Annotated in this window: 20 protein-coding genes and 1 pseudogene; 13 read left to right on the top strand and 8 right to left on the bottom strand. The window is 70.7% G+C overall.

Annotation, left to right across the window (positions count from 1 at the left end; genetic code table 11):
• Nucleotides 1-137 precede the first annotated feature (137 nt).
• A complete protein-coding gene (gene ptsP / locus VIL76_RS17935; RefSeq protein ID WP_332046408.1) occupies nucleotides 138-2402 on the bottom strand; it encodes a phosphoenolpyruvate--protein phosphotransferase in 2265 nt (754 codons plus the stop codon).
• 260 nt (nucleotides 2403-2662) lie between these two features.
• On the opposite strand from ptsP, the gene VIL76_RS17940 reads away from it, so the two are divergent.
• Nucleotides 2663-4396 carry an alpha/beta hydrolase gene (locus tag VIL76_RS17940; protein ID WP_332046409.1) on the top strand — a complete coding sequence of 578 codons (1734 nt, stop codon included), beginning with the start codon at nucleotides 2663-2665 and terminating at the stop codon, nucleotides 4394-4396.
• A gap of 80 nt (nucleotides 4397-4476) precedes the next feature.
• Nucleotides 4477-5877 (top strand): MFS transporter, encoded by a 1401-nt coding sequence (locus VIL76_RS17945; protein WP_332046410.1) that lies wholly within the window; start codon nucleotides 4477-4479, stop codon nucleotides 5875-5877.
• Here the strand turns inward: VIL76_RS17945 and VIL76_RS17950 are convergent.
• Both VIL76_RS17950 and VIL76_RS17955 read right to left on the bottom strand, forming a co-directional pair.
• Complete coding sequence (locus VIL76_RS17950) at nucleotides 5874-6284, bottom strand: DoxX family protein (protein ID WP_332046411.1); 411 nt, start codon at nucleotides 6282-6284, stop codon at nucleotides 5874-5876. The two genes, VIL76_RS17945 and VIL76_RS17950, sit on opposite strands and share 4 nt — an antisense overlap.
• Nucleotides 6285-6463: 179 nt before the next feature.
• Nucleotides 6464-7714, bottom strand: coding sequence for an aspartate kinase (locus VIL76_RS17955; protein ID WP_332046412.1), 1251 nt, complete (start codon nucleotides 7712-7714; stop codon nucleotides 6464-6466).
• Nucleotides 7715-7832: 118 nt separating this feature from the next.
• Between VIL76_RS17955 and VIL76_RS17960 the strand changes: the two genes are divergently transcribed.
• From VIL76_RS17960 to VIL76_RS18000, 9 genes and pseudogenes are all read left to right on the top strand, one after another.
• Entirely contained in the window at nucleotides 7833-8342 is a 510-nt protein-coding gene (locus VIL76_RS17960; protein WP_332046413.1) for an AbrB/MazE/SpoVT family DNA-binding domain-containing protein, read from the top strand.
• The gene (locus tag VIL76_RS17965; protein ID WP_332046414.1) at nucleotides 8335-8718 is read left to right on the top strand and encodes a type II toxin-antitoxin system VapC family toxin; all 384 of its coding nucleotides are present in this window, start codon (nucleotides 8335-8337) and stop codon (nucleotides 8716-8718) included. Before VIL76_RS17960 ends, VIL76_RS17965 begins: the two co-directional genes overlap by 8 nt.
• A gap of 4 nt (nucleotides 8719-8722) precedes the next feature.
• Nucleotides 8723-9466, top strand: coding sequence for a bifunctional 2-polyprenyl-6-hydroxyphenol methylase/3-demethylubiquinol 3-O-methyltransferase UbiG (gene ubiG, locus VIL76_RS17970; protein ID WP_332046415.1), 744 nt, complete (start codon nucleotides 8723-8725; stop codon nucleotides 9464-9466).
• Between the two features lie 28 nt (nucleotides 9467-9494).
• Complete coding sequence (locus VIL76_RS17975; RefSeq protein ID WP_332046416.1) at nucleotides 9495-10298, top strand: FkbM family methyltransferase; 804 nt, start codon at nucleotides 9495-9497, stop codon at nucleotides 10296-10298.
• Nucleotides 10299-10322: 24 nt separating this feature from the next.
• A complete protein-coding gene (locus VIL76_RS17980) occupies nucleotides 10323-10847 on the top strand; it encodes a class I SAM-dependent methyltransferase (protein ID WP_332046417.1) in 525 nt (174 codons plus the stop codon).
• Nucleotides 10847-11281 carry a thiol-disulfide oxidoreductase DCC family protein gene (locus VIL76_RS17985; protein WP_332046418.1) on the top strand — a complete coding sequence of 145 codons (435 nt, stop codon included), beginning with the start codon at nucleotides 10847-10849 and terminating at the stop codon, nucleotides 11279-11281. The genes VIL76_RS17980 and VIL76_RS17985 overlap by 1 nt, the downstream gene beginning before the upstream one ends.
• Nucleotides 11278-11589, top strand: a pseudogene (locus VIL76_RS17990) (saccharopine dehydrogenase NADP-binding domain-containing protein); the annotation flags it as partial. The gene VIL76_RS17985 and the pseudogene VIL76_RS17990, both read left to right, overlap by 4 nt.
• A gap of 1183 nt (nucleotides 11590-12772) precedes the next feature.
• Nucleotides 12773-12991 (top strand): DUF4166 domain-containing protein, encoded by a 219-nt coding sequence (locus tag VIL76_RS17995; protein WP_332046419.1) that lies wholly within the window; start codon nucleotides 12773-12775, stop codon nucleotides 12989-12991.
• A 52-nt stretch (nucleotides 12992-13043) separates the two neighbouring features.
• Nucleotides 13044-13991: an alpha/beta hydrolase gene (locus tag VIL76_RS18000; RefSeq protein ID WP_332046420.1), complete on the top strand. Its 948-nt coding sequence runs from the start codon at nucleotides 13044-13046 to the stop codon at nucleotides 13989-13991.
• Here the strand turns inward: VIL76_RS18000 and chrA are convergent.
• A complete protein-coding gene (gene chrA / locus VIL76_RS18005) occupies nucleotides 13978-15207 on the bottom strand; it encodes a chromate efflux transporter (protein ID WP_332046421.1) in 1230 nt (409 codons plus the stop codon). The genes VIL76_RS18000 and chrA overlap by 14 nt on opposite strands.
• 104 nt (nucleotides 15208-15311) lie before the next feature.
• On the opposite strand from chrA, the gene VIL76_RS18010 reads away from it, so the two are divergent.
• Both VIL76_RS18010 and VIL76_RS18015 read left to right on the top strand, forming a co-directional pair.
• A complete protein-coding gene (locus tag VIL76_RS18010) occupies nucleotides 15312-16397 on the top strand; it encodes a Zn-dependent alcohol dehydrogenase (RefSeq protein WP_332046422.1) in 1086 nt (361 codons plus the stop codon).
• 162 nt (nucleotides 16398-16559) lie between these two features.
• Nucleotides 16560-19949 carry a TonB-dependent receptor domain-containing protein gene (locus VIL76_RS18015; protein WP_332046423.1) on the top strand — a complete coding sequence of 1130 codons (3390 nt, stop codon included), beginning with the start codon at nucleotides 16560-16562 and terminating at the stop codon, nucleotides 19947-19949.
• 36 nt (nucleotides 19950-19985) lie between these two features.
• On the opposite strand, the gene VIL76_RS18020 is transcribed toward VIL76_RS18015, so the two are convergent.
• The 4 genes from VIL76_RS18020 to VIL76_RS18035 all read right to left on the bottom strand — a co-directional run bounded on the left by VIL76_RS18020 (nucleotide 19986) and on the right by VIL76_RS18035 (nucleotide 25084).
• Nucleotides 19986-20780, bottom strand: coding sequence for a hypothetical protein (locus VIL76_RS18020; RefSeq protein ID WP_332046424.1), 795 nt, complete (start codon nucleotides 20778-20780; stop codon nucleotides 19986-19988).
• Between the two features lie 71 nt (nucleotides 20781-20851).
• The gene (locus VIL76_RS18025; protein ID WP_332046425.1) at nucleotides 20852-22195 is read right to left on the bottom strand and encodes a M23 family metallopeptidase; all 1344 of its coding nucleotides are present in this window, start codon (nucleotides 22193-22195) and stop codon (nucleotides 20852-20854) included.
• Between the two features lie 129 nt (nucleotides 22196-22324).
• Nucleotides 22325-22675, bottom strand: a complete 351-nt coding sequence (arsC, locus tag VIL76_RS18030; protein WP_332046426.1) for an arsenate reductase (glutaredoxin) — start codon at nucleotides 22673-22675, stop codon at nucleotides 22325-22327.
• A 24-nt stretch (nucleotides 22676-22699) separates the two neighbouring features.
• Entirely contained in the window at nucleotides 22700-25084 is a 2385-nt protein-coding gene (locus VIL76_RS18035; RefSeq protein ID WP_332046427.1) for a M20/M25/M40 family metallo-hydrolase, read from the bottom strand.
• Nucleotides 25085-25113 lie beyond the last annotated feature (29 nt).

A 25113-nucleotide genomic window follows, 5' to 3' on the forward strand; every position in this document is an offset into this window, starting at 1 on the left:
GAGTCTGGGGTGCGTGGAATTCCGCGCGACCGTTTTCGGCGGCCGGAACTGTCGGAATTCTTGAGGTGGTTGAAGGGTGACACGCGTCCAGGTCGTGCTCAATGCGGTGATCGGTCACGTCCGGCAAGACTCACCTCTTAGACCGCCAGGTAGATTTTGCGCGCCAAGGTTTCAATTTCGTTGCGCACGGAGCCGGCCCCGCGGTTCAACAACGCAGAAACCCCGCGCCGCGCTGCCTCGCGGTCGCAGGAAAGCACCATTTGTTTCACCGGCCCCACGCCGGCCGGCGGCATGGACAGGCGGTCGAAGCCCAGGGCCACCAGGGCGAAGGCCTCCAGCGGGCGGCCGGCCATCTCGCCGCAGACGCTCACCGGCGTGCCGGTCTCGGCGCAGGCCTCCTGGATCGACTGCAGGGCGCGGAGGAACGGCGGCGACAGGGTGTCGAAGCGGTCGGCGACCCGCGGGTTCCCACGGTCGGCCGCGAACATGTACTGCAACAGGTCGTTGGTCCCGACGCTGACGAAGTCGGTCATGGGCAGCAGCGCGTCCAGGTGCCAGATCACCGAGGGCGCCTCGATCATCGCGCCCACGTCCAGTCGTGTCGGCGCCTTGCGGCCGCGGCGCAGGGCCCAGGCGACCTCGGTGTCCACCAGGGCGCGGGCGGCGCGGAACTCGTCGCAGCTGGCCACCAGCGGGAACATGATCCTGAGCGGCCGGCCGCGCGCCGCCGCGATGAGGGCCCGCAGCTGCAGCCGCAGCAGGGCGGGGCGGTCCAGCCCCATGCGGATGGCCCGCCAGCCGAGCGCCGGGTTGTCCTCCCGCTCGGCCTCCAGGTAGGGCAGCACCTTGTCACCGCCCAGATCCAGCGTCCGGAAGGTCACCGGCAGGTCGCCGGCGGCGTCCATCACCCGCCCATAGAGCGCGGCCTGGGCGTTGAAGCGCGGCATCTCCTCGGCGACCATGAACTGGAACTCGGTGCGGAACAGGCCGATGCCCTCCGCGCCCGTCTCGCCCAGGATGTCGAGGTCCACGTCCAGGCCGGCGTTCATCAGCAGGGTGACCTTGGCCCCGTCGCGGGTGAAGGCCGGCGTCTCGCGCAGCTTGGCGAACTCCGCCCGCCGCTGGGAGCGCATGTCCATCCGCGCCAGGATCGCCTTCACCACGTCGCCCCGCGGCCGCAGGTAGGCCTCTCCGGTCTCCGCATCGACGATCACCGGGTCGCCTTCGGAGACCCGGTCGCGCAGCCCCGCCAGGCGCCCGACGCAGGGAATGTCCAGCGAGCGGGCGATGATCGCCGCGTGGCTTGCCGCCGAGCCCTCCTCCAGGAGCAGGCCGCGCAGCTTGGTGCGGTCGTATTCCAGCAGGTCGGCCGGGCCGAGGTTGCGGGCGATCAGGATGGCGTTCTCGGGCAGCTCGCGGGCCACGTGGCCATCGCCCGACAGGTGGCGCAGCAGCCGGTCGTTGAGGTCCTCGAGGTCGTGCAGCCGCTCGCGGAGGTAGGGGTCGCGGGCCTGGCCCAGACGGGCCCGGTGCTCGGAGCGCACCCGCTCGACCGCGGCTTCCGCGGTGAGGCCGTTGCGCACCGCGTCCTCCAGGCTGCGGTTCCAGCCCCGGTCGTGGGCGAACATGCGGTAGGTCTCGAGCACCTCGTAGGAGGCCTCGACCAGGCCGTGCTGGCCCTCCAGCATATTGTCGATCTGGGCCTGCAGGCTGGCCACGGCGGTCTTCAGCCGCTGCTCCTCGGCCACCACGTCGTCCGACAGCAGCTGGGACGGGGCGACCGGCGGCTCGTGCAGGACCGCCACGCCAAAGGCCAGGCCGTCGGCGAACTTGGAGCCCTTCAGCCGTTCAGGCCGGTGCGGCGCGAGCTCGACGCCCTTGAGCTCGTCCTCGCCGATCAGCTCGCCGCCGGCGACCATCTCGGCCAGCACCATGGCGATGATCTGCAGGTCCTCGACCTCGTCCTCGGTGTAGACGCGCTCGGTACGGTTCTGGACCACGAGCACGCCGATCGAGCGGCCACCGCGCAGCAGCGGGACGCCGAGGAACGCGTGGTAGGGGTCTTCGCCGGTCTCTGGCCGGTAGGAGAAGGCCGGGTGCTCGGGGGCGTCGGCCAGGTTGAGTGGGCGGCCCAGCCGCATGATCTCGCCGACCAGGCCCTCGCCCGGCTTCATGCGGGTGACGTGGACGGCGCTGGGGTCCAGCCCTTCAGTGGCGAACAGCTCCATGTCGGCGGAAGCGCGGCGCAAGTAGAGGGAGCACACCTCGGCGACCATGGAGCGCGCGATGATGCGCACGACCATGTCCAGGCGCGCCTGGGCGGGCCCGCCGCCGGCCAACGCCTCGCGGATCTGCCGCAGCAGGCTCCGCTGACCCCGAATTGCAACCCCAGGTATCGCCACGTCCGGCGTTCGCCTCCCTGTCCCGGCGGCCTCCTAGCAGCATTACGTGTCTGAACGGAGACGAAAAGAGCCGCGTTGCTCGGACGAGCACGAATGCGCGTGTTCGGCGTGACGCGCGGCGCCCGGCCCGCATGCGGAGCCGAGGCGAGCGCGCGAACACGCCGCCCCCGCCCGAGCTTCCGGCCGCACGAGCGGGATGCTTGAGCTTTGCCGCGCGGCGGCCCATCGTCCGTCCAAACAAAGGTTCCGGGGGGACGGCGATGCTGCGGAAATGGGGCTTCTTTGCGCTGGGCGTGGCGCTGATCCTGGTGGGGAGCCTGCTGGCCCACCTGATCCAGACCGCGGGCGGGGTGAAAGTCCGCGACGTCCGCTTTGCTGGAGACGGGGTCACCCAGAGCGCGCTGCTCTATGTGCCATCCACTGCGACGGCGGCCCGGCCCGCGCCGGCGGTGCTGGTAAGCCATGGCTACATCAACACCCGCGAGATGCAGAGCCCGTTCGCCATCGAGCTGGCGCGGCGCGGCTTCGTGGTGCTCGCCATGGACATGACCGGCCACGGCTACTCGGAAGGCGCGGTCGGCCAGCAGAAGGACCTCGGCGGCCCCGCGGCGCTGCGCTACCTGCAGAGCCTGCCGTTCGTCGACAAGGCCGCCATCGGCATGGAAGGCCACTCCATGGGCGGGGGGCCGGTGATGGCCGCAGCCCTCAGCCAGCCCGACGGCTACCGCGCCATCGTGCTGGAAGGCTCGACCCCGCGGCTGCTCGGCGGCGCGGCTCCGGAGTCGCCCCGGAACCTCGCCGTCGTGTTCGGCCAGTTCGACGAGTTCGCCCCCCTGATGTGGCAGGTGCCGAAGGGCTCCGAGATCGAGAACTCCAAGCGCCTGCAGAAGCTGTTCGGCGTGACCGGGCCGGTGGTCGAGAACCAGGTCTACGGCTCGATTCCCGACGGCACAGCCAAGGTCCTGGTCAACCCGCCGATCACCCACCCCTGGGAGCATTTCTCCGGCTCCGGCGTGGGCGCAGCGGTGGACTGGTTCCAAAAGACCCTGCCGGGCGCCGCCTCTCCGAAGCCGCCGGGCGAGCAGATCTGGCTATGGAAGGAGATCGGCACGCTCATCGCCTTCGTGGGCTTCGTCTACCTGCTGCTGGGGACCTTCGAGCTGCTGCTGGGCCTGCCGGTCTTCGCCGGTCTTGCCCAGCCCGCGCAACCCACGGCCGAGCGCCGCGGCGGCAAGTGGTGGCTGGCGTTCGTTCTGACCGCCGCCGTGCCCGCGGTGACCTACTTCCCGCTGATGGAGCTCGGGCAGGTGTTCGCGCCCATGCAGATCTTCCCGCAGTACATCCACAACCAGCTGTTGGTCTGGGCGCTGCTCAACGGCCTGATCACTCTCGCGCTCAGCTTCGTCCTGCGGTGCGGCAAGCCGGCGTTCACGACCCGCTGGCTCCCGGCCGTGCTGATCGCGCTGGCCACCGTCGCCGTCGGCTACCTCTCGCTCGTGCTGGTCGATGCGGCGTTCAAGACCGACTACCGCTTCTGGGTCCTGGGCCTGAAGCCGCTCGACGGCCGCCACGCGGTCATGGCCCTGCCCTACGTCGTGCTGTGGGCCGTCTTCTTTCTGATCGCGCTCAGGGCTCTATGCGCCAACCTGGCCGTGAAGGGCGAAGGCTTCCTGACCCAGATCGCGACCTGGAAGGTCGCCATGTGCCTGGGCTTCGTGGTGCTGCTGGTCTGGGAGTACGCGACGCTGTTCTCCACCGGCGTGCTGGCCACCCCGAAGGAGCCGCTCAACACCATCGTGGCGATCCAGTTCGTGCCGCTGTTGGCCATGGTGGGGGCGATCGCCGCCTTCACCTACCGGCGGACCAACTCCTATGTGCCGGGCGCGCTCATCTGCGCCCTGGTGCTGGCCTGGTACGTCACCGGCGGGACCGCCACCCACTGGTATCCGGGCTTCAAGGTCCAGCCGCCGGGGGCGGCGGCGGCGAAGCGCTAAACCCATAGAATAACTACGGGAAATTGTAGATCCCGCGGCACTCCCCTATGTACGGCCCCGCTTGAGGGGGCAGCGGCGAGATGACCGAGTCGGCACAGGGATCGAAGAGCTGGGGCGACCTGCTCGGCGAGGGGCGCTTCCCGCGCTTCGCGCTGATCTGCCTGGGCGTCTGGCTCAACGCGGCCGACAGCCTGGTCACCGCGACCATCATGCCCAACGTGGGCGCCGACCTCGGCGGCTACGCCTATTTCGCATGGGCGACGGCAGGGTTCCTGGTCGGCGCCATCCTGGCGGGCGCCAGCGCCGGGCGGCTCTCCGAGATGTTCGGCCTGCGCGCCGCCACGGCCCTGGCAGGCCTGGTGATGACCGCCGGCTGCGTGATGAGCGCGCTGGCGCCCGACGTCGGCGTGTTCCTGACTGGACGGCTGATCCAGGGGCTGGGCTCGGGCTGGATATCCGGCTTCGCCATGGTCGCCATCGCCCTCCTGTTCCCCGAGCGGCACCTGGCGCGCGTCTTCGCCTCCGTTTCCGGCGTCTGGGGCATCGCCACCCTGCTGGGTCCGCTGTTCGGCGGCCTGGTGCTGGAGGTGGGCGGCTGGCGCGACGTGTTCTGGCTGTTCGCTCTGCAGGCCGGGGCGTTCAGCCTGGCCGCCCCATTCCTGCTGAAGGGCTCGTCCAAGAGCGCGGGCGGCCCTGGCATCCCCTGGCTTCAGCTCGCGGTCCTCGGCGCCGGCGTCGCCGCCATCGCGGTGGCCAACATCACGCCGGGCGCACCGCTGGCGCTCACCCTCGTGGTGGCAGGGATCGCCATCCTCGGCCTGGTGCTGTGGATCGACCACCGCTCGAAGGTCCGGCTGCTGCCGCACCGCGCCGGAGACATGACCACCGTCGTGGGCGCCGGCTACGCGGCCATGTTCTGGCTGACCGCCGCGTCGATGGGCTTCGCGATCTATGCGCCGCCGATCCTGCAGGAGCTGCGTGGGATGACGCCGCTCTGGGCCGGCTACGTGATCGGCGTGGAGTCGCTCGCCTGGACCCTCGCGGCCCTGGCCGTGGCCCACGTGAGCGGCGCCTGGGACGCCCGCTGGACCCGGTGGGGCGCGGTGATGCTGGTGGTCAGCCTCTTCGTCCTCGCGGCCACCCTGGCGGACGGCCACCTGGCCTGGGTGCTGGTCGGCGGGGCGCTGATGGGCGCTGCCTTCGGCTTCTCCTGGAGCTTCATGGGCCGGCGGGTGCTGGCGGCGCTGTCCGACGAGGACCGCGCCATCGGCTCCTCGGCGATCACCGCAGTGCGCCAGACCGGAGCCGCGGCGGGGGCGGCGATCTCGGGCGTGGCGGCCAATCTGGTGGGGTTCTCCTCGGGGCTCGACGAGGCGAGCGCGCGGGCCTCGTCCGTCTGGATCTTCCTCAGCGTGGTCCCGCTGGCGCTGGTCGGGACCTGGGCTTCGTGCCGGCTGACCGGTTCGGCGAGCCGCGCCTAGAGCCTGAGCGGCAGCAGCGCCCGCAGCCGCGGCTCCCGCAGCCAGAGCCCGCCCCAGGCGGCGACGCCGAGGTACACCCCAAACAGCGCGTGGCTGACCAGTGGATTGCCGGCGATCAGGTGCGTCGCGACCGTCCCGCCAAGCAACGCAGTCAGCAGCAGCGCGCCCAGCACGGCCGTCCGCGGAACCGCGTAGAGCGCCGCGATGGCCAGGATGCCGATCCCGAGCGGGAGGATGATCGCGGGGTCGTAGCCCAGCTGCTGGGTGGTGGAGACCACGATCGGCAGCTGCAGGACCTTCATGGTCCCGTCCATGATCAGGAAGGCGGTGACGAGCCCGGTGAGGGTCCAGCCGGCCCATGCGGCGGCCGTGGGCCCGGACCGGGAGGGGATGCTGATGGCCGTCATGGGTTTGTCCTCCGGTTTGACCCGAGGACGTGGCGGCGCCGCCGTATCCGACACGGGCTCGAAGTTATTTCCTCCCCGCCTGGGGAGGGTGGATCGCGCCGCAGGCAATGAGGTTGTGGCCTATCCCACCCCGCTCGGCTTCGCCGAGTCGCCCTCCCCAGGAGGGGAGGGAACTGGGGTCAGAGCTGTTCCAGGCCGTACGCGGCGTGCAGGGCCCGCACGGCAAGCTCGGTATAGGCCGCGTCGATCAACACGCTGATCTTGATCTCCGAGGTGGAGATCACCTGGATATTCACACCCTTCTCGGCCAGCGCCTTGAACATGGTCTTCGCCACCCCCGCGTGGCTGCGCATGCCGACCCCGATCACCGACACCTTGGCGACGTCGTCGTTCACCTGGATGTCCTCGAAGCCGATCTTCGGCTGGGCGGCCTTGACGATCTCCACGGCGCGCGCGGCGTCGCGCTTGCCGACGGTGAACTCCATATTGGCGGTGTCCGCCCGGCGCGAGTGGCTCTGGACGATCATGTCCACGTTGACGTTGGCGTCGGCCAGGGCGCCGAAGATCTCCGACGAGACGCCGGGATGGTCGGGCAGGCCGAACAGGCTGACCTTCGCCTCGTCGCGGCTGTAGGCTACGCCGCTCACGATCCGCTTTTCCACGATCTCCTCCTCGTCGCAGACGATGGTGCCCTGTCCGGGGGCCTCGCCGGGCTCGACGAAACTTGAAAGCACCCGCACCGGCACGCCCTGGGCCATGGCGAGCTCGACCGAGCGGGTCTGCAGGACCTTGGCCCCGAGCGACGCCATCTCGAGCATCTCCTCGTAGGAGATCTTGGCCAGCCTGCGGGCCTTGCCCTCGATGCGGGGGTCGGTGGTGTAGACGCCGTCCACGTCGGTGTAGATGTCGCAGCGCTCGGCCTTCAGCGCGGCCGCCACGGCCACTGCGCTGGTGTCGGAGCCGCCGCGGCCCAGGGTGGCGATGCGGCCGTCGCGGGTGACGCCCTGGAAGCCGGCGATGACGGCCACTTCGCCCTCGTCGAGGGCGGCGGCCAGCTTTTCCGGCGGGATGTCGTCGATTCGGGCCCGGCCGTGGGCGTCGTCGGCGATGATCGGGATCTGCCAGCCCAGCCAGGACCGGGCCATCAGCCCCATGTTGCGCAGGGTCATGGCCAGGAGGCCTGCGGTCACCTGTTCGCCGGAAGCCACCACCACGTCGTATTCGTCGTCCGACGCCGGCAGGTTGCCGCCGGCAGGGCCCGCGCCGTCGGTCCAGGCCACCAGCTCGTTGGTCTTGCCGGCCATGGCGGAGACCACGACGGCCACCTTGTGGCCCGCCTCCACCTCGGCGTTGACGAGGCGCGCGACCCGGCGGATCCGCTCCAGGTCCGCCACCGACGTCCCGCCGAATTTCATAACCAGCCGGGACACCCGCGCCGATCCCCCTTTGAAGAGCGCGCCCTTCTAGCGGCGGCTAGTGCGCTGCACAACGGGCTTGACTCGGCGGCGCTCCAGGACCTAACTACCTACATACCTAACTAGGTGGCTCATGGACAACTTCAGCGCCGCGGCGATCGTCGCGTCGGACCTGACCATCTCGGACAAGATCAGGGCCCTGGCCGCCGCCGGCTACCCTCGCGCCGACATCGCCCGTCTCCTCGGCAAACGCTACCAGCACGTGCGCAATGTGCTGGAGGCCGACAAGCTCAGCCGCGGCGAAGAGGCCGTGACGGGATTCGCCGAGCCCCAGAGGCCCTTCCGCGGCCCGCTCGTGGAACGGGACGTACAGGACCGCGGTCGCGGCGCTTACCGGCTCGTGGTTCGCGACGACGGCTCGGTCGTCCTGCCGCCCGCCGTGCGCGAGGCGTTCGGGATCCAAGGGCGGGGCGCCGTCTTGGCCCGTCTTGAAGGCGACGAGTTCAAGCTGATCAGCACGGCGACGGCGTGGCGCAGGATCGACGAGAGGCTCGCACCCTACAAATGGAAGGAGGGCGCCCTCGCGTCTGACGAACTCATCGCGGACAGGCGAGCCGAGGCTGCGCGGCACGAAGATGGCTGATGTAGTCCTCGACGCATCCGCAGTGCTCGCTCGACTGCTGAGCGAACCGGGCGAGGAGGTCGTGTCTTCCGCCGTGGAGGGCGCGCGGGTATCGGCGGTGAACCTGGCCGAGGTCATTGCCCGGCTCATTGATCGCGGTGTTCCGGTCGAAGCGGCGGTGGCCACGACCGCCGAACTGGGGATTGACGTGATCCCCTTCGACGAGACGGCTGCTCTCCGCGCCGGCACGTTGCGAGCCTCCACCCGCAGCCTTGGTCTATCGCTCGGTGACCGTGCCTGCCTGGCGTTGGCCGAGATGGTTGGCCTGCCCGTCCTCACAGCCGACCGGGCGTGGGCCGAACTGGACCTGGACGTGGAAGTCGTGCTGATACGCTGAGGTCATGACGACCTCTTCCATCGACGCCGCCGAGGTCGAGCGGTTCTCGAAGATCGCCGCCGAATGGTGGGACCCGCGCGGCAAGTTCGCGCCCCTGCACCGGTTCAACCCCGTGCGGCTGGCCTTCATCCGCGACCAGGCGCTCTACCGCTTCCAGCGCGACGCCACCGCGCGCAGGCCGTTCGAGGGGCTGCGCTTGCTGGACATCGGCTGCGGCGGAGGCCTGCTCTCGGAGCCGATGAGCCGGCTGGGCTTCGAGGTGGTGGGCGTCGACGCCTCCGAACGCAACATCGGCACGGCCCAAGCCCACGCGGCCGAGCAGGGGCTCCGGATCGACTACCGCTGCTCCACCGCCGAGGGCCTCCTGGCCGCCGGCGAGCCGCCGTTCGACGTGATCCTCAACATGGAGGTAATCGAGCACGTGGCCGACCCGGGCGCCTACCTGCGTGACTGTGCGAAGCTCCTGAAGCCCGGCGGCCTGATGATCGTCGCCACCCTGAACCGCACCCTGAAGGCGCTGGCGCTGGCCAAGATCGGCGCCGAGTACATCCTGCGCTGGCTGCCCGCCGGCACCCACGACTGGAACAAGTTCCTCAAGCCCGAGGAAATCCGCGGCTTCTTGTCCGCCGAGCCCGTCGTCGTGGACGGACCCTACGGCGTTGTGTTTGAACCCCTCTCCGGCCGCTGGAAGCAGTCCGGCGACGCCGACGTGAACTACATGATGACGGTGATGCGCGAAGCCGCTTAAAGGCAGGGCGCAGGAGAGGACCAACCCCATGCCTTCGCTACGCGTGCTGGGCCACGCCTTCCGGGCGTGGAAGCGGAACAAGCGCTGGGCCAAGCACGAGCCCGAGACGCCCTATCTCGCCGACCTGCTCTCCGGCTCGCCGGTGTGCCTGCACGTGGGCGCAAGCGACGGGCGCCACTCCTACGTCATGACCCAGGTGGCGCCGAAGGCCCGCATCTACGCCTTCGAGCCCTCGGCCTTCGCCTTCGAGGTGCTGAAGACCTGCATGGCCTGGCACGGCATCGCGGACCGCGTGACCCCGGTGCACGCCGCGGTCGCGGACAAGCCCGGCGAGCTCTTGCTGGTCACGCCCAAGAAGACCTCGGGCCGCATGGGCCGCGCCTACGCCTTCGTGGCCGAGACCGCCCCGAACGGCCCCGCCCGCCCGGACCTCGAGGACCAGGGCCTGGAGCTGCAGCCCACGCCGGTGATCACCCTCGACGACTACTGCCGCGAGCACGGCATCGACCAGGTCGACTTCATCCGCATGGACATCGAAGGCGCCGAGCAGCGCGCCCTGGAAGGCGCCAGGGGCGTGCTCGACCGCGACCGCCCCCACGTCCTGCTGGAGATCCACCCCACCATGCTGCAGGCCCGCTTCGGCGGCTCGGCGGAGGACGTGGTCGAGCTGTTCCGCGCCCGCGGCTACCGCATGTTCGCCCTCGACGGCCACCGGCTGGAGGAGCGCACCAGCGTGGTCGAGGGCCTGGACTGGAAGGACTACTTCTTCATCCACCCGGCCCGCGCCGCCAACCTGCCCGATGGGGTGTTCAAGGCCCGGATGGCGGCCTGAGCGGCCTCGTTCTATAGGAATAGCGTGTCCGGCCAGATTTCCGAGGGGTATCAGGCGCTTCAGCGCCAGATGCACGCCGATCCCGAATACGGGAAGGCGGCCACCATGTACGCCCCTCTGGTCAAGCAGGTTATCGACCAGTTCCGGATCGCTACCGTATTCGACTACGGCGCGGGCAAGCGCCGTCTGAAGGAGGCGCTCGACAGCCTTGGCGCGGAGATCGAGTACCGGGCCTATGACCCGGCCTTTCCGGAATACGGCGAGCCGCAGCCGGCGGAGCTGGTCTGCTGCATCGACGTCCTGGAGCATGTGGAGCCCGACCGGCTGGACGCCGTTCTGGACGAGCTGCGGCGGATCACCATCAAGCGCGGCTTCTTCACCGTCCACACCGGACCGGCGAAGAAATTCCTGCCGGACGGTCGCAACGCGCACCTGATCCAGGAGCCCGCCTCCTGGTGGCTCCCCAGGCTCTGCGCCCGCTTCGAGATCGATCACCTCAGCAAGCAGGGCGCGGGGTTCCTTGTGGTGACGTCGCCGCTCGCCGCCTGATGGCCCAGGCCGATGCGCTCGACGGCCTGTGGGTGTTCGATGGCGTCTGCAATTTCTGCTCTGGCTCGGTGCAGCTGTTCCTCAGGCTCGACCGCAGGGGCGACGTGCGCTTCACCCCGCTGCAGTCGCCATTCGGCCAGCTGATCGCCGGCCGCTACGGCCTCGACCTGGAGAACCCCACCAGTTTCCTGTTCTTCGACCGGGGCCAGCCGCTGGAGGCCTCCGACGCGGTGATCGCGCTCGCCCGGCGACTGCCGGCGCCGTGGCGCTGGCTCGCCCTCGCCCGCTACATCCCGAAATCCTGGCGCGACGCCGCATACGGCGGGCTGGCGCGCAACCGCTACCGCCTGATGGGCAAGCGTCAGGCCTGCATGGTCCCCACGCCTGAGGTCCGCGCCCGCTTCCTGCTCGATCCCCCCTCCAGCCGGTCATGAGGCGCATCGTCCTGGTCGGCGCCACGGGCGCGTTCGGCGCCCGCCTGGCGGGGCTGCTGGCGGGCTGGCCCGACGTGGACCTGGTCCTCGCGGCGCGCCGCGCCGAGCGCCTGCGGGGGCTCGCCGCGGAGCTGGGCGGGCTTGAGACGGTGGTCTTTGACCGCAATGCGCCCGAGCAGCTGGCGGCGCTGAGGCCTTGGGCCGTGGTGGACGCCGCCGGGCCCTTCCAGGGGAGCGACTTTCGTCTCGCGCAGGCCGCTATCGATTGCCGCGCTCACTATGTCGACCTTGCGGACGCGCGCGACTTCGTGGCCACATTCCCTGCCGCCCTGGATGTCGCCGCCCGCGAGGCCGGGGTCCTGGCGGTCACCGGGGCCAGCTCGACCCCGGCGCTCAGCCATGCGGCGCTGGACGCCCTGACCCGCGGCTGGCGCGAAATCGATCGCGTCACCGTCGCTATCTCGCCCGGCGCGCGAGCGCCGCGGGGCGTTTCTGTTGTGCGGGCGATCCTGTCCTATGTCGGCCGGCCGGTGCGGGTGTTCGAAGGGGGCCGCTGGAGGACGCGGCCGGGATGGAGCGGCCCGCGGCGCGTCACCATTGCCGGGCTTGGCCGCCGCTGGGTGTCGCTTTGCGAAACGCCCGACCTCGACCTCCTGCCCCAGCGGTTCGCGCCCCGCCGCGACGCCCTGTTCCTGGCCGGCCTCGAGTTGCCGGTGATGCACCTGGCGCTTTGGCTGCTCAGCTGGCCCGTCCGCCTGCGACTGGTCCGCAGCCTGCAGCCTCTCGCGCGGATACTGCGCGCCGCCGCCGGGCTCCTTGAGTCGCTGGGATCCGATCGTGGCGGCATGGTCGTCGTAGCCGAGGGCAAGTCGGCAGACGGTGCGCCCAACGTCGCCCGCTGGTCCCTAGTCGCTGAGGCGAACGCCGGCCCGACCGTACCTGTGGCGGCGGCCGCCGCTGTGCTCCGGGGCCTGAAGGACCGGCGCCTCAAAGGGTCCGGCGCCGTCGTCTGCGTGGGCCTGGTTTCGCTGGAGGAGATCGTCGCTGAGCTCGCTGGCCTGCCGATCCGCACCGGCGCCGAGCGGTTAGGCGACGACGCAAGGGGCCTATTCGCTCGCGTGCTGGGCCAGCGCTTCGCCGCCCTGCCTGCGGAAGTGACGCAAGTGCATGGGGGCGCCGCCGCGACGCTGCACGGGCGGGGGCGCGCCCGTGGTTCGTGCGCCTGGCCGCTCAGGCTTGGCCGGCGGCTGCTGGGCCTCCCCCAGCCTGGCAGATACCCGCAGATCACCGTGCGCATCGCCACCGATGCGCGGGGGGAGACCTGGACCCGCACCTTCGGCGGCGTGCGGTTCTCCTCGCGTCTGTCCCGCGGCGACGAACCCGGGCAGTTCGAGGAGCGCTTCGGGCCCGCCGCCTTCACCTTCGAAGCGGGGCCCATTGCGGCCGGCTTCCGGTGGCGCTTCGTCGGTTGGCGGCTCGGAACCGATTCCGATGCTACGAAGCCTCGCGCCGCGGATCCGCGCCCGCGCCTTCGCCCGGGAAGGGACCTACCGCTTCAGCGTGGTCGCCGCCCACCCCTGTCTGGGCCTGCTCTTCGCCTACGCCGGCCGGCTGGAAGGATTTGCCCCCTATGGGCCTTCAAGTGTCGCCTGGGTCACACCGGAAAAGGTGAAAACGCACAATTTTGAGCTTAGCCGAACCAAGGCTTGAAACGCGCGTTTGCGAACCCAGGTGACTGAGTGACGTAGTGGAGGTTCGGATCTTGCCGAGGAAGCGGCCGAAAGGTGTGCTCGCCATGGGCTGGGCCTGCATCGAGTGTGCGGCGACCGGCCGGACCGAGCATGCGCCGACCTCCGAAGACTATCCCGACACCGTCATCCGCCGCACCAGCTTCGTCGCCGGCGGCGGCCATGCCTGGAAGATCTCCGCGCTCGAGACCCCCCGCGAGACGCCGCCCGAGTGGAAGATCGTGGTGATCACCGGCGCCCCGTCCTGGGCCGAGTACTGGGCCGAGACCATGGCCGCCCTGGGCCCGGACCGCGAGATGATCGTCGTCGACCGCCCCGGCTACGCGGCCTCCGAGCCCGCCCACCCGGTCACCGACATCCGCATCCAGGCCCAGGCGCTGGCCCCCCTGCTGGACGCCGCCCCCGGCCAGAAGGTCCTGCTCGTCGGCCAGTCCTACGGCGCGGCGATCGCCAGCCTGATGGCCGACGCCAATCCGCGGAAGGTGGCCGCCCTGGTGCTGCTCTCCGGCTTCTTCGGCGAGGCCGGCCCGACGGCGCGCTGGCTGCTCGACACCGGCTCCAAGGCCCTGAAAGTGATCCCCAAGGACCTGCGCCACGCGGTCATGGAGGCCACCGGCCAGAAGCCGCAGCTGGTCCACGCCCGGCGCGCCCTGGAGCGGCTGAACATGCCGATCCACATGGTGCACGGCGACAAGGACGACTTCGCCCCGCTGGAGGTGGCCGAACGCCTGGCCCGCGAGGTCCGCACGCGGCGGCCGATCAACATCGTGCGCACCCCCGGCGCCAACCACTTCCTGAACGACGGTCCGCCCGAACAGCTGATCGCCGCCCTGGAAGCGTGCATCCCTCAGAAGAAGACCTGGACCTTCCGCCTGCCCAAGCTGCCCAGCCTGCCGCAGTTCCGGATGCCCAGGCCGTCGTTCGGCTCCGTCGCCGAACCGCAGGGCCTCACCGCGTCATAACCCCGGTCGCGGCCGCAAACCCGACGACCACCAACCAGGGTGGCAGCTTGGCGATCGCCAAGAACACCCAGGCCGCGGCCACCAGCGCCCAGTCGCTCGGCCGCTCGACCGTTTCGGTCAGCACCGGATCCCACAGCGCCGCCGCGAGCAGGCCGACCACCACCGCGTTCAGGCCCGCCACCGCGCCGCGCGCCGCCGGATGGGCCCGCAGCACGTCCCAGACGGGGAGGGCGGCCGGCACCAGCAGCAGGCTCGGCAGGAAGATGGCCACGAGCGCCACCAGGCCGCCGGCCCAGCCGCCGGCCGCGAAGGTCTGCGCCCCGCCCACGAAGGCGGCGAAGCTGAACAGCGGCCCGGGCAGGGCCTGGACGGCGCCGTAGCCCGCCAGGAAGACGTCGGCGTCCATCCAGCCGCGGTCGACCACCTCCGAGTGCAGCAGCGGCAGCACCACGTGGCCGCCGCCGAACACCAGGGCGCCTGTCCGGTAGAAGACCGACGCCAGCGCCAGCATCGGGCTCTGCAGCAGCTGGGCCGCCAGCGGCACGGCCGCGAGCAGGACGGCGAAGGTCACGAAGGCCGCCATGGCGACGCCCGGCCGCACCGGCGACGAGGTCGTCTCGGCCTCGGCCGGCATGGCCTCGTCCCGCAACATCGCCAGCCCGAAGGCCGCCCCGGCGGCCAGGGCGAAGATCTGCGCCACCGGACCCGTGGCGATCATCAACCCCAAGCCCGCGCCGATGGCCATCCCGGCGCGCACCGGGCCGCGGGCCAGGGTCCGGGCCATGGCGATCAGCGCCTGCAGCACCACCGCGGCGGCCGCCACCTTCAGCCCGTGCAGCCAGCCCGATCCCCATTCGCCGGACATGGCCGGCGCGGCATAGGCCAGCGCCAGCATCGCCGTGGCGGCCGGCAGGGTGAAGCCGGCGAAGGCGGCCAGCATGCCCGCCGCCCCCGCCCGCCTGAGGCCCAGCGCCATGCCGAGCTGGCTGGACGCGGGGCCCGGCAGGAACTGGCAGATCGCTAGCAGCTCCGCGAACTGGCCCTCGGTGACCCAGCCGCGCCGCTCCACGAACTCGCGGCGGAAATAGCCCAGGTGGGCCATGGGCCCGCCGAACGCCGTCAGCCCCTGGCCAAGGAAGGCGGTGAACACCTCCCAGGCGGCTGCGGCCGGCGGGCGGCTCTCCCCAGCGGGCATGGCGCCTTCGACCGTTTTCAACCCGCCTCCCGCAAAAGCCCTTGGCCCCCGCTTCTGAACGACGATAAGTCTTTCGCCTGCCAGAACCGCCCGATCAACGGGCCTGAGTTGGGGAAGGGGAAGCCATGAAGGCCGCCGTGCTGCGCCAGGTCGGAACGCCGCTCTCGATCGAGGACGTGCAGATCAACAAGCCGGGGCCGCACGAGGTGCTGATCCGCACCGCCGCCGCGGGCGTCTGCCACTCCGACCTGCACTTCTTGGAAGGCTCCTACCCGCACCCGCTGCCCGCCGTCCTGGGCCACGAGAGCGCCGGCGTCGTGGAAGCCGTCGGCTCCGAGGTCCGCACCGTCAAGCCGGGCGACCACGTCATCACCTGCCTCTCCGCCTTCTGCGGCCACTGCGAGCACTGCCTCACCGGCCACATGAGCCTGTGCGTGTCGCCCGACACCAAGCGCGGCCCAGACGACGAGCCGCGTCTGAGTTCGGCCAAGGGGCCGATGATGCAGTACCTGAACCTGTCGTCCTTCGCCGAGCAGATGCTGGTGCACGAGCACGCCTGCGTGGCGATCCGCCCGGACATGCCGCTCGACCGCGCCGCCCTGATCGGCTGCTCGGTGATGACCGGCGTGGGCGCGGTGGTGCACACCTCCAACGTCCGTCCGGGCGACACCGTCGCGGTGATCGGCTGCGGCGGCGTCGGCCTCTCGGCGATCAACGGGGCGGCCATCGCCGGCGCCGGCCGGATCATCGCCGTCGACATCGTGCCGGGTAAGGAGAACTTCGCGCGCGCCTTCGGGGCCACCGATTTCGTCAACTCCGCCGAGGTCGACCCGGTGAAGACGATCATCGAGATGACCAAGGGGGGCGTGCAGCACTCCTTCGAGGCCCTGGGGCTCTCCCAGACCGCGGAACAGGCCTTCAACATGCTGCGCCGCGGCGGCACGGCCAACATCATCGGCATGATCCCGGTGGGCCAGAAGATCAGCCTGATGGGCGCCGCCTTCCTGGGCGAGAAGCGTATCCAGGGCTCGCTGATGGGCTCGAACCGCTTCCCCGTCGACATGCCCCGCCTGTGCGACATGTACATGTCCGGCAAGCTGAAGCTCGACGAGATGATCTCGCGCCGGCTGAAGCTGGAGCAGGTGAACGAGGCCTTCGAGGAGATGAAGACTGGATCCATCGCCAGGTCGGTCATCGTCTTCGACGCCTGAGGGCGTCCGCGGCGCGCCTTTTCAGTCACACCTAACTGTCGCGACGTAACTTAACACAGATCAGGCGTGACGCCCGGCTTGCGGGCGTCACGTAACACGGGTCACCTTCAAAGGAAGGGTACGCGCGGCGTCAGATCGCGCCCCACTTCCTCAGGGGGGACCATGTCGAGCTCACGGTTTCTTTGCGCCTCGTCCGCCGCGGCGCTGCTGTTGGCCGCCGGCCTAGCCGGCCAGGCGGCGGCCCAGGTTCCGCGCACCCAGGAACAGCCGTCGACCCGCCAGGGACCTTCCCAGGCCGAGCGCGAGGCCACCGAAGTCGGCGAGGTCGTGGTCACAGGCTCGTTCATCGCCGGCACGCCCGAAGATGCGCCGATCCCGGTGGAGGCCGTCACCCTGGAGGAGCTGCGCCAGCAGGGCTCGCCCTCGACCCTTGACCTCGTGAAGAACATGAGCGAGGTGGCCGGCGTCGCCGGCGAGGCCAACCGCAACAACCTCTTCGCCATCGGCGCCCAGTCGATCAACCTGCGCGGCGTGGGCTCGTCGCGGACGGTCGTGGTGTTCAACGGCCGCCGTCTGCCCGAGCAGTATTCCGCCTCCGTCGGCCGCTTCAACAACGTCGCGCTCATCCCGAACGCCGCGATCGGCCGGGTGGAGACCCTGAAGGACGGCGGCGCCACGACCTACGGCGCGGACGCCGTCGGCGGCGTGCAGAACTACATCACCCGGCGCAACCTCGACGGGCTCGAGACCAACGCCAACTACCGCTACATCCCCGATTCCGACGGCGACTGGGACGTGGACGTCAGCTGGGGCAAGGTCGGCGACAGCTGGAACGCCATGCTGGTGGGCGGCTACATCCACCGCAGCGAGCTGGACGTCGCCGACCGCGAGTTCGCCCTGCAGCACTACATGCTCAACCCGGCGGGCTGGAGCACCTACGGCTCGCCCGGCGCCTACACCTTCGTCCGGTCCGGCCAGACCGCGGCCATCACCCCCATCGCCACCCTCGCCAGCGGCAACCGCTTCCAGGGCGACTACCAGATGGGGATCACGGGCGTGGCCCGGGACCCGGCTTGCGGCACGTTCGCAGGCTTCCGGGGATGGAGCGCCACGCCTTCGCCGGTCTGCTACTTCCAGTCCAACCTGGCCTCGAACCTCGTGGAGGAGACCAACACCGCCCAGCTCTACGGGGAGGTGAACTACGAGTTCGGCGGCGGCATGAAGCTGCACGTCGAGGGGCTCTACTACTACCTCGACGTCCCCCACATCCCGCTGGACACCTTCGTCAACGTCCCGCTGACCTTCCCGATCGCGGCCGGCTCGGCGACGGGGGCCACGCAGGTGATCGGCGGCAGCTCGGCCTATGCGGTGGCCGGCGGGAACCCGGCCGTCCGGCAGCTGCTGCTGAACATGCGCAACTCGAACGGCAGCCTGGCCTTCGGCGACCCGAACACGCCCGGGACCCAGGCGTTCCAGATCGTCAACGGCGGCCGCGTGGGCCTGAACACCGCGACCTGGCGGCCGTTCGGCTACGGCGGCAATCCGCTGCCGGAGCTCGACGAGCAGCACAACAACTCAGACACCTATCGCCTGACGGCGGAGCTCTCCGGCGACGTACCGGAGTTCGCCGGCTTCAAGATGCGCTGGTCCACGGCGGCGACGTTCAACTATCTGAAATACCGTCTCGAATTCCAGGACATGCTCGTCGACCGGCTTCAGTCCGCCCTGAACGGCTTGGGCGGGCCGAACTGCACCGGCACGACGCCCGGCGCCAACGGCTGCCAGTACTTCAACCCGTTCTCCTCCGGCATCGCGTCAAACATCGTCACCGGCGAGCCCAATCCCGGCTTCGTCTCGGGTCTGGCCAACGACCCCAACCTGATCCGCTGGATGTACGTCCCCGCCGCGCTGGACAGGCAGGGCGAGTTCTCGATCTACGACGTGCTGCTGAGCGGCCAGACGCCCTTCCATCTCTGGTCGGAAGACCCTGTCCAGATGGCGGTCGGCGCCCAGTACCGCTACTTCCGCGAGGAGGTCGATCTCTCGGACCTGATCGACCGGCAGATCAATCCGTGCGCCACGGTTGGCGCCCAGACCTGCGTCACCCGCACCGGGCCGCTGGTCAACAACCGGGGGTCAGGCGTGACCGGCTTCACGCGGGACCAGGATCGCCGCTACCCGGTGGTCTCGGCCTTCTTCGAGATCCAGGCGCCGGTGCTGGACAACCTCGTCGTCAACCTCTCGGGCCGGTACGAGAAGTTCTATTCGGACGTCTCTCCGAAGGACAACGCGGTGTTCGTGCCGCAGGTCGCGGTGAAGTGGCAGGTGAACGACTGGCTGGCCTTCCGCGGCACCGCCGGCGAATCGTTCAGCCAGGTCGATCCGCCGCCGGTGCCCCCGGGCGGGTTCAACGTGGCCGGCAACGTCTCGGCCCCGACCGCCTTCGGCGGCACCGCCGTGCAGTTCACGACGCGCAACTACCCGAACCTCGACGTGCGGCCCGAGACGGGCTTCAACTACAACGTCGGGGCGATCTTCCAGATCGGCAATTTCCGCGGCAACGTCGACTACTACAACATCCGCATCGACGACCTGATCCGGGCCCAAACCACAGCCCAGATCATCAACGCCCTGGTGCAGCCCGGCCAGACCGGCGCCACAGCCCTGCTGAACTGCTCCAGCGAGCTGCTCACCGCCAACCAGTCGCTCCTGGGCGGGCAGCCCTTCGTGCAGCTCGCGGGCGGCGCCTCGTGCGTACAGGGCACGACGACGATCAGCGCGCTGGCCGGCGGCTTCATCAATTTCTTCGGGACCCAGGGCGCCCAGACGGCGCTGGTCAACGGCGGAACGCTGCAGACCTCGGGCATCGACGCCAATGCGAGCTGGCGGTTCGACGAGGTCTGGGGCGGGACGCTGACGCTCAGCAGCGACCTGACCTACGTGCTGACCTACGAGGCCTCGGACTATGTGGTCGGCGGCATCACCGTGGCGCCCGGCTACGACGGGATCGGCCAGCAGAACGAGCTGACGGGGCGCAACAACCAGCGCATCTCGCAATGGGTCGGCTCCATCGGCGTGAACTTCCGCAAGGGGCGGCATAACTTCAACTGGAACACGCGCGCCCGCTCGTCCCTGATCAACGACGACCTGACGGACTTCGTGGAGGCCAACGCCCAGAACGCCAACATCGGCAACGCCTCGGGCTTCGTGAACACCACGGCGGCCGGCGGCTGCGTCGACGCCAGCCCGGTCACGCCGCCGGCGCCCGCGGGCGCGGGCAGCGGGACCAACGGGACCAACACCAACACGGGTCCCGTCGGTTTCTGCTCCGGGCAGAACTACGCGATCCTCACCGGCATGAAGATCCCGACCGTGTTCACCACCGACGTCAGCTACCAGCTGACCCTGCCGTGGGACACGACGTTATCGGTGACGGTGCAGAACCTGTTCGACCGCGAGCCGGCGTTCTCGCGCGAGGCGCTGGGCTACGACGCCTCGACCGGCAGTGCGCTCGGCCGCACCGTGCGGTTCGGGGTCCGCAAGACCTGGTAGCGCTCCCGGCCGGGGGCGGCGGCGCGGCCGTCGCCCTCAGCCGGCCTTCGGCCGCATCACCAGCCACGGCGTCGGGATGCCGCGCCACTCCCAGACCGCCAGCAGCTGGTCCAGGTGCGGCAGGTTCTTCAGCCAGTCGGGCATGTCGAAGGTCTTCGGCTGCTGGTCGACGCGCAGGATGTCGTGGGTGCCCGAGAACCGCTCCATCATCACCTCCAGCGGCCGCGGCCCGTGGGTCTCGACGATGACGTTCATGCCGGCCAGCGCGGGGCTGTGCTCCGGCTGCAGGATGTCGATCTCCGCCCCCTCGGCGTCCACCAGCACCAGCGGCCGGCGGCCCTTGAACGCCTCGAAGCCGTCCGGCTTGAACTCGCCGCCGATGATCACCCGCTCGGCGACGCCGTTCTTGGCGGCCAGCTGGGCGCAGGCCGCCCGCGCCTTCTCGTCGATGTCGTAGGCGTAGACGGTGAGCTCCGGGGCCAGGCGGGCCAGGCCCACCGCGTAGTAGCCCTCTGCGCAGCCCACATCGATGACGCAGTCGATCCCTTCCGCCAGGAAGGCCGCGAAGTGCGGGTGCAGCTCGGACTCGTAGGTGCCCAGCAGGCGCGGGACCAGCGCGCCTTCGGTGGCGGCGGCGACGTAGTCCATGCCCGCGAAAGGTCCCCCGTGGATCTTGGTCCCCTGGTAGGCGATGTAGGTGTTGGCCAGCATCTGCGAGCGCCAGCGGCCCATCAGCCGCAGGAGCTCGTTCAGCACGTCGGCGTTCGGCTGCTCTGGCCAGCGCGCCACGAGGTCGCGAACCATCCTGGCGACCGTGGCGGTCAGGCTCATGCGGCTAGGTTCTCCCCGGGCGTCTTGGCCCGCGAGTTATCAGGCGCCGCGCCCGAGGCGCAACCGCCGGCTCAGTGGTTGGAACTGGCCTTGTCGGCCATGGCGTAGGCGCGCTCTTCGCCGCCCGCGCCAAACAGGCCGTCGATGCGGGCCTTCTGCGCCTTGAAGCGCTTCAGCTCTGCGCCGGCCAGCACGGTCCCCTGCGGCACCTTCGCGCCGACCGGGTTCACGCGGCGGCCCTTCAGCCAGACCTCGTAGTGCAGGTGGGCGCCGGTCGACATGCCCGTGGAGCCCACATAGGCCACCACCTGGCCCTGGCGCACGCGGCTGCCGGCCCTCACGCCCTTGGCGTACCGCGACAGGTGGGCGTAGCCGGTGTCCCAGCCCCCGGAGTGGCGGATGCGCAGCCAGTTGCCGTAGCCGCCCCAGCGGCGGGCCTCGAGCACCACCCCGTCGCCCGCGGCGATCACCGGCGTGCCCGTGCCGGCGCCGAAGTCGATCCCCTGGTGGGCGCGGTTGTAGCCCAGCACCGGGTGGCGGCGCAGGCCGAAGCGCGAGGTGATCCGCGCCCCGTCCACCGGAGTGCGCAGCAGGAAGCCGCGGATGTTCTTGCCGGAGCCGTCGAGGTACTCGACCTCGCCGTTACCCCGCTCGAAGCGGTAGAACTTGTGGCCCTTGATCTCGGCGTAACGCAGGTCGCCGGTCTCGACCGTGCGGCCGCTCTCGGTGACCACGCGGTCAAACACCAGGCGGAAATCGTCGCCGGCCTTCAGGTCGCGCTCGAAGTCCAGCTTGTGGGCGAACAGCTTCACGACCTTGGCCGTGACGGCGGGCGTGGCGCCCAGCCGCGCGGCGCTCTCGTAGAGCGAGCCGTGCACCTCGCCCTCGGCGACGCGGACCTCGTCGCGCATCTTCTCCTCGAGCTCGCGCAGGCGCAGCGCGCCGTCGAAGGAGCGCGAGACGGTGATGGCCGTGGCCGGGCCGGTGCGCAGGGAAAGGCCGATCAGGCGGGCCGGCCCGCGTTCGGCGCGGGGCTCGGCGATGGCGGCTTCGAAGGTGAGGCCGGCCTTCACCTGGGTGGTGTCCATCACCTGGTTGAGCGCCTGGATGACCTGCTGGGCCTCTTCCGGGGCCACGCCGGTGCGGGCGACGGCGCCCGCCAGGGTCTCGCCCGCACGCACCTTCACCGGCACGGTCTGCGGGCGGGCGAAGCCCGGCTGGGCCTCGGCCTGGGTGAAGGCGGCGTGCTGCAGGGCCGCCACCTGGGCGGCGGTCAGCGGCGGGGGCGGCGGGGGCGCCTTGGGACCGAGATCCGAGAACTGCCACACGGCCGCCAGTGCGGCCAACGCAGCCGCGCCGGCCAGCACCTGCGGTGCAATGCGGAGCGAGGTCCGCCGCGGATCGAATTCCTGCATCACGCCCCCGTACTAGCCGAAGCACAGTTAAGGCTTCGCTGTGACTCGGTCGGTTCGCGCCCACCCCAGGCGGGGCGAAATCAACCTCAATCAGCGACTTGCGTCGCTTAGGCCTTTTGTCACGGTCTTCTAGAGGAGCCCCAGGACGAGCTCCGCCGGGCGGCACAAGGCGGCCCCCTTCGGCGTCACCACGATGGGCCGATTCACCAGGATGGGCTCGACGATCATCGCCGCGATCAGGTGATCGTCGGACGCCTGCGGATGGGTGAGTCCCAGCTCCTCGGCGTTGGTGCCCCGCACCCGCAGGATGTCGTGGGCGGAGGCCTCCATCTTCCTGAGCAGGTCCTTAAGCTGGTCCTTGGTCCAGCCTTCCTTCAGGTACTCGACGACGGTCGGCTCGACGCCCTTCTCGCGCAGCAGGGCCAGGGTGTTGCGGGACGTGCCGCAGCTCGGGTTGTGGTAGATGGTGACGTCGCTCATGGCCTCCGCCTTAGCCAAGCCGCCTCACCAAGTGAAGCGCCGGGTCCCGGTCAGCAGGGTGGAATCCGAGGTGTGGAAGGCCATTTCGTCGGCCGGCCGCGCGGGCAGGGGCTTGGCGCCCTTGGGCCAGCCGTCGATCGTCACGGCGTAGCGGACGTCCAGCGCGCCCGGCCCCGCCGGCCGCAGCCGCAGCGTCAGGGGCTGCGGCGCCGCCTCCCAGTTCACCCGAGCCCAGCCGCCCGGCTTCTGCGCCAGGTCTGCGGCCAACCCCGCCACCTGCTCGATCCGCACCGGCGTGTTCGCCCGCAGCTGCAGGGCCACCTCGCGCCCGCCCGGCGGCGGGGTCACGGTCAGCAGCAGGGCGCCGTCCGCCGCCTTGGCCAGGGCCAGGGCCGGCGGCGGGAGGCTTACAGCCCGCGCCGGTGCGGCGCTGAGCGGCAGGTCCAGCCAGTGGCGGTGCTTGGCGAGCGCCCCGCCGTCGTCGGCCAGCACCCGCCGGGTCCACGGCGTCAGTCCGACGTACTGGCTGATCCGCCAGGCTTGCCCGGCGTCCTGGTCGACCTGGTAGAGCACGTGGCTCGCCTGCGGGTGGCGCGCGTCCCAGGGATCGTTCAGCCGCACCGCGATCAGCAGGGCGAATCCCGCGCCCAGCAGCAGGTGCGAGACCAGCCGGGCGGGCGGGGCGCCTTCCTCCGGCTGGGCCAGCGGCCAGACCAGCAGCGCCGCCAGCGCCACCGGGAAGGCCAGCAGCTGCGGCATGTCGAGCCCAAGGAACAGCACGTGGGCGGTCCCGCCGAGCCAGGCCAGCCCTGCCGTCGCGCCTGCCGCCAGCACGACGATTGAGGGCAGCCCGCGGTAGGCGGCGCCGGCGGTCACCGCGGCGCCCAGCGCGGCGATCAGCAGCGGCCAGCTCAGCTGGTAGGCCGCCGCGGGCGCGAAGGCCTGGGCCGCCACCGACAGCAGCAGCCCCATGGCCAGCACGCCCGTCCAGCCCCCCGGCCGGCTCACTGGGCGCCCGTACGCCGCAACAGCGATGAGCGCGGTCACCACGCCCATTCCCAGGGCGATGGGGTCGAAGCCGCCGAACAGGGAGCTGCCGATGCCGGCGGCCAGCGGCACCAGCGCGATGTTGCGCCGGCCGCGGGCGAGCTCGCAGGCCGCCAGGATCAGGAAGCCCAGCGCCAGCAGGATGCAGGCGGTCTCCCACCGCGTGATCTGGGCCAGCAGGAACCGCTGGTCGAAGTAGCCCATGCCCGCGCCGCTGGCCTTGCGCGCGAAATGCAGCACCGTGGCGCTGCCCAGCACCGCCACCACGAACGCGCCGGCGCCGCGCAGGGCGTCGGTCCAGGGGAAGGTCTCCTTCCGCCGCGACCGCTGCACGGCCACCGCGATCAATCCCGCCGCCGCCGCCAGCACCAGCCAGCCCACCCACGCCGGGTGGGCCAGGGTCACGTCGCCGAACAGCTGGCTGTAGACCGCGTCCTCGCCCTTGGCGGGCAGCGCCTGGGCGTTCGCCGCGGCCCGCGTGGCGGCCAGCACCTGCGTCCCCATGTCCTGCAGCGAACCGCGGTCCAGGTTGGCCGGCGTCGAGGTCGGCGAGTGGTAGTCGAACTGCCGGCCGATGAAGGCGTAGTTCAGCCCCTGGAAGCCCAGCTTCTTCGGCACGGAGAAGTCCGTGTCGTTCGGCATGGTCTCGTAGATGAACACCGACAGCGAGGAGGACGCCGGCCGCACGGCGCTCTTGCGGAAGAGCTCGATCAGCGGGCCGTTCCCGGGGCTGGTCTCGAACATCTGCACCCGGCCGCCGTTGCCGCGCGCCTCCATGTTCAGGATCAGGCCGACCCGCTTGGCCAGCGGGTCCCGCTCGAAGAACGCCCGCGCGCCCAGCAGCCCGGACTCCTCCCCGTCGGTGATCAGCACCATCACGTCGCGCGCCGGCGTCCCCTGCGCCTTCAGCGCCCGCACGGTCTCCAGGGCCGAGGCCACACCCGCCGCGTCGTCGGCCGCGCCGGGCGATCCCGGCACGCTGTCGTAGTGGGCCATCAGGGCCACAGCCGGCGCGCTACGGTCGCGGCCGGGCAGCACGCCCACGATGTTCTCCACCTGGCCGCCCGAGAGCCGCACGTCGCCCTCCCTAAGGCGGTGGCTCATGGCGCTGTCGACGCGGATCGCCGGCGAGAGCCCCAGCGCCGCCATGCGCCCCACGAGGTAGTCGCGCACCCGCCGGTTCTCCGGCGATCCCATGGGGTGGGGCGCGCGCGCCATCTCGCGCACGTCGGCCATGGCCCGCTCGGCGGAGAAGGCGGTCGCCGGCGCGGTCGCGGGCTCAGGCTTCGGCGGCCGCTCGCCGGCCCAGGCGATCAGCGCCGCCACGATCAGGGCGCCGATGAGCGCCAGCAGCCGTCCCATGCCGTTCCCGTCCCCAGCCCCTCGTTGGG

This window comes from Phenylobacterium sp., assembly GCF_036563285.1.
Classification (GTDB): Bacteria; Pseudomonadota; Alphaproteobacteria; order Caulobacterales; family Caulobacteraceae; genus Phenylobacterium.